Origin of the sequence: Acidovorax sp., assembly GCF_046314175.1 — a bacterium.
Taxonomy (GTDB): Bacteria; Pseudomonadota; Gammaproteobacteria; order Burkholderiales; family Burkholderiaceae_C; genus Acidovorax.
Genome location: NZ_JBKBXG010000182.1, coordinates 1 through 4,075, shown reverse-complemented (window position 1 = coordinate 4,075; position 4,075 = coordinate 1). Strand labels below are relative to the sequence as shown.

Annotated in this window: 3 protein-coding genes; 1 reads left to right on the top strand and 2 read right to left on the bottom strand. The window is 63.9% G+C overall.

Features of this window, described 5'->3' with window-relative positions; genetic code table 11:
- Nucleotides 1-33: 33 nt before the first annotated feature.
- Both ACK4OE_RS25405 and ACK4OE_RS25400 read right to left on the bottom strand, forming a co-directional pair.
- Complete coding sequence (locus ACK4OE_RS25405; RefSeq protein WP_409889199.1) at nt 34-1,518, bottom strand: protein adenylyltransferase SelO; 1,485 nt, start codon at nt 1,516-1,518, stop codon at nt 34-36.
- A 62-nt stretch (nt 1,519-1,580) separates the two neighbouring features.
- Entirely contained in the window at nt 1,581-2,630 is a 1,050-nt protein-coding gene (locus tag ACK4OE_RS25400) for an AraC family transcriptional regulator (protein WP_409889198.1), read from the bottom strand.
- Nucleotides 2,631-2,822: 192 nt separating this feature from the next.
- Here ACK4OE_RS25400 and ACK4OE_RS25395 point away from each other — a divergent pair.
- Nucleotides 2,823-4,075, top strand: a 1,253-nt coding sequence (locus tag ACK4OE_RS25395) for a carboxylesterase family protein (protein WP_409889197.1), incomplete at its 3' end; no start/stop codon positions are given.

Genomic DNA, 4,075 nt, shown 5'->3' with positions numbered 1-4,075 from the left:
GCCATTCGGCATCGGATTTCTGAACGGGGTAGGTCATGATGAACAGCTGATCTCGATGGAAGAGGCCCAGTCGGGCGGGAAGGCTGCGTAGGCGTCGTGCCCGGGGTGCTCGTCAAAGGGGCGCTCCAGCAGCCGCTGCAGGGTTTGGAGTTCGCTGAAGTCGCCAAGTTTCGCGGCACGGATGGCCTGCTCGCCCAGGTGGTTGCGCAAAACGAACTTGGGATTGGTATTGAGCATCAAATTGGCCGCCAGCGCTTCATTTTCAAGCGTTAATTGCTCTGAATATGATAGCAACCAGCCGTCAAAGGCGTTCCGGTCGGCGAACAGGTCGCGTACCGGCTCAAAATCGTTCTGCTGCACCGCGTGCGACAGGCGGCGCCAGAAGATGGTGTAGTCCACGGCGTTCTGGGCCAGCAGCACCAAGATGCCGTCGATCAGTTCTGGATCTTGCTCGCGTGCCTGGGCCAGCCCCAGTTTGCTGCGCATGCGGGCCATGAACGCTTCCGGGAAGACGGTTTTGTAGGACTCCAGGGCACCTTTTGCCAGCTCCGGGTCGCCGATCAGCGGCAACAAGGCCTGCGCCAGGCAGAACAGGTTCCAGTACGCCACATTGGGCTGGCGGTTGTAGGCATAGCGGCCCTGGTTGTCGCTGTGGTTGCACACATGGCCGGGCACAAAGGCGTCCAGAAACTGGAAAGGACCGTAGTCAATGGTCAGCCCCAGGATGCTCATGTTGTCGGTGTTCATCACCCCATGGCAAAAGCCAACGGCCTGCCACTGTGCCATGAGGTGCGCGGTGCGTTCGCTCACGGCCTGCAGCAAAGCCGCATAGGCGTTTCCGTCGAACAGGCTGGAAGACCGGCATTCCGGGTAGTAGCGGTCAATGACGTAGTCCGCCAAGGCCTGCAACTGCGGCTCCTTGTCGTTGGCCGAAAAATGTTCGAAATGGCCAAAGCGCACAAAGCTGGGTGCCACACGCGTCACCACGGCCGCGGTCTCGATCTCTTCACGCCGCACATGGGCAGGCGACCCGGTGATGCACAAAGCGCGTGAGGTAGGAATCCCAAGGCCATGCATGGCCTCGCTGCAAAGGAACTCGCGGATGCTGGAGCGCAAGACGGCGCGTCCGTCGCCCATGCGGGAGTAGGGCGTGCGACCGGCGCCTTTGAGCTGGATTTCGAAACCGCCAGCGGTTTCGCCGAGCAGGATGGCGCGCCCGTCACCCAGCTGGCCCGCCCACACGCCAAACTGATGACCGCTGTAGACGCTGGCCAGAGGGCGGGAGCCCGCCAGAAGGGTGTTACCTGTGAGCGCGTGGAGCGCCTCATCACTGCGCAACCGGGCTTCATCCAAACCAATGAGCTTGGCCACATTGGCGCTGGTGCCCACCCAATGGGGCGAGGGCAGGGGTGTGGGACGCAGCTCGGTAAAAAAATCGGAGCCCAGCGTGGCGAATCCGTGGTTCCAGGCCAGGCCGATATCGGCAGTGGCGGCGTCGCTTTCGGCAGGCAGGTTCATGGCGCTGATTGTCTCGCACTGCGGATGCCCCGGTGCCTGCAGGGCCTTGGAATGTGCCGCGCCTAGGCGGCCTGCTTCGACGCCTCGCGTTCGGCCTGCGGGTGCAGCACGTGCGCGCGGTACTGGCCAGGCGGCATGCCAAACCAGCGTTTGCAGGCTCGAAACAGGTTGCTCTGGTCGGCAAAACCCAGCAAATCAGCCACCTCCGCCAGACTCCGTCGTTCGTCGCTGAGGTACTGGCGGGCGAGTTCACAGCGGGTGTCGTCCAGCAGTTGCTGGTAGCTCACGGATTCAGCCTGCAGGCGCCGCTGCAGCGTGCGGTCCGTCAGGTGCAGACGCGCGGCGATGTCTTCGCGGCGGGGCTCGCCCAGGTGAAGAATGCGGGCGACCTCGGTGCGAACGCGGGTGCTGACCAGCGACTGTCCCAGGTGGTCCAGCTCGTCCTCGACCAGACGCTCGTGCATGGCCCACAGGCTGGGGTTGTGAGTGGGGATGTCGGCCAGCAGGTCGGCTTCGGGCAGCAAGAACCGGTTGGCGGCCTGTTCAAAGCGCGGCAGCATGCCAAAGGCTGTGTGATAGGACGCCTCGCAGGTGGCAGTGGGCTGCGGTGTGATCAGCTCTACGGCCAAGGGCCGGAGCTCTCGCCGTGTGAGCCAGCAGCACAGCGTGAACAGGGTGAGCAGCGCGTATTCGACCCGCTGGCGCGGAATGGGGCGGGTGGCGCCAATGTGCGCGATGGAGATCCAGTAGCCGCGTGCCTCGCGCTCCAGCGAAAAAGTGGTGCAGTCCGAAATCACCGCCATCTGGCGCGTGAGGTGCTGAAAACCCGTCAACAGGTTGCGGCCCGATGCCAGCGCATAGCCCACCACATCCACATTGCCATAGCGAGCGGTGAGCTCTGGACTGAGCCCCAGCGCCACGTTGCCCGACCGCGCAACGGCCAGCTCCCACAGGCGGCTGATGCTGTCCACGTCCACCCGGGTTTGCGGCTGTTGCAGCGCTGCCAGATCGATGCCAGCGTCGCCGCACAACTGGGCTGCAGGCAAGCCTTCGGCGGCCATCATGTCGGTGATGCCGCGCACCCAGGCGGCAGAGCTTGTGCGGGGAGTCATGGGTGGCGAATGAAGCAATGCGGAGATCAGGGTTTACGCGCGGTGGTGGTCTGAAGTCAGTGTTTTGGCGCGGTTGCGATAGTAGCCAAAGGCATCTCGGTTACCACAATCGGTCTCGAGGTTGTGCCCTGTCGTAGTGTGACTGCAGACAGAGGCCCGACCCATTCCTGAAAACCCCCAAGGAGACAAGACATGGTCAATTCGCGCTGGCGTTTGCAATGGTTGGGAGCGGTGTTTTCCGTAGCGGCGTTGGCGGGCTGCGGCGGTGGTTCTGGCTCGGCGCCCGAGGTGCGCGAGACCGTGTACGGCACCGTGCGTGGCGTGGACGACAGCGCTGCCACCGGCACCTATGCCTGGAAGGGGGTGCCGTTTGCCAAGCCGCCCGTGGGCGAATTGCGCTGGCAGCCCCCTGTGGCGCCTGTCACCTGGTCTGGTCAGCGCGATGCCACACGCTTTGGCAGTGCGTGCCTTCAGATGGGCCGCCTGTATGGCCCCGGTGCCAACAACCGATTCGACAACGCGATTGGTGAGACCCTGGGAACGCCGGTGGGCAACGAGGACTGCCTGACCCTCAACATCTGGCGCCCAGCCAGCACACAAGACAATCTGCCCGTGCTGCTGTTCCTGCATGGCGGTAGCGCAATCTCGGGCTACACGGCCGACCCGGTGTATGACGGGGCGGCCCTGGCGCGCTCGGCCAATGCCGTCGTGGTCACGGCCAACTACCGGCTGGACGTACTGGGCTTTCTGCAGATGCCGCAGTTGCATGGGGGGAGCGACCCCTATACGGGCAACTATGCGTTGCTGGACAACGTGCAGGCGCTGTCCTTCATTCAGCGCAACATCGCAAAGTTTGGCGGCAATGCGGGCAATGTCACCCTCATGGGGCAGTCGGCAGGCGCCATCAACGCGCTGGCGCTGCTCACCGCGCCGCAGGCGAAGGGGCTGTTCCACAAAATGGTTCCCATCAGTGGCGGGATCTCGCTGCCCAGCAACCTGCCTGCCGGCACGATACCGACGTTGAACCCTGCGTCGAAATATGCGGCGCAGGCGGGCGCACTGCTAGCAGCCCTGGTGCTCGCCGACGGACTTGCACCGGACTCTGCAGCGGCAGCGGCCCTGGTTGCGAGCTGGTCACCCGGGCAGATCGCCACCTATCTGCGCGGCAAGGATGGCCGTGCGGTGTTGCAGGCGGTGATGCAGAACGGCCTTACCGGGTCTGGGCCGATTCCGGACGGTGTGGTCGTACCCCCCAACCCCATCTACGAAATAGCTGCTGGCCGCTATCACAAAGTGCCGGTGCTCTCCGGCTACACCGCCGATGAGGCCAAACTCTTCGCACCGTTTCTGGCGCTGCTGGGCGGCAAGCCGGGCATGAAGATCACCGATGCCCAGCGTTTTGCGATGACGCAGAGTTTCAACCCCGATGCGCCGACATCACTCAC

What these genes read in the sequence shown, in the direction of transcription:
- ACK4OE_RS25400 (WP_409889198.1), bottom strand. Translation starts at nt 2,630, where the DNA reads ATGACTCCCCGCACAAGCTCTGCCGCCTGGGTGCGCGGCATCACCGAC.
- ACK4OE_RS25405 (WP_409889199.1), bottom strand. Translation starts at nt 1,518, where the DNA reads ATGAACCTGCCTGCCGAAAGCGACGCCGCCACTGCCGATATCGGCCTG.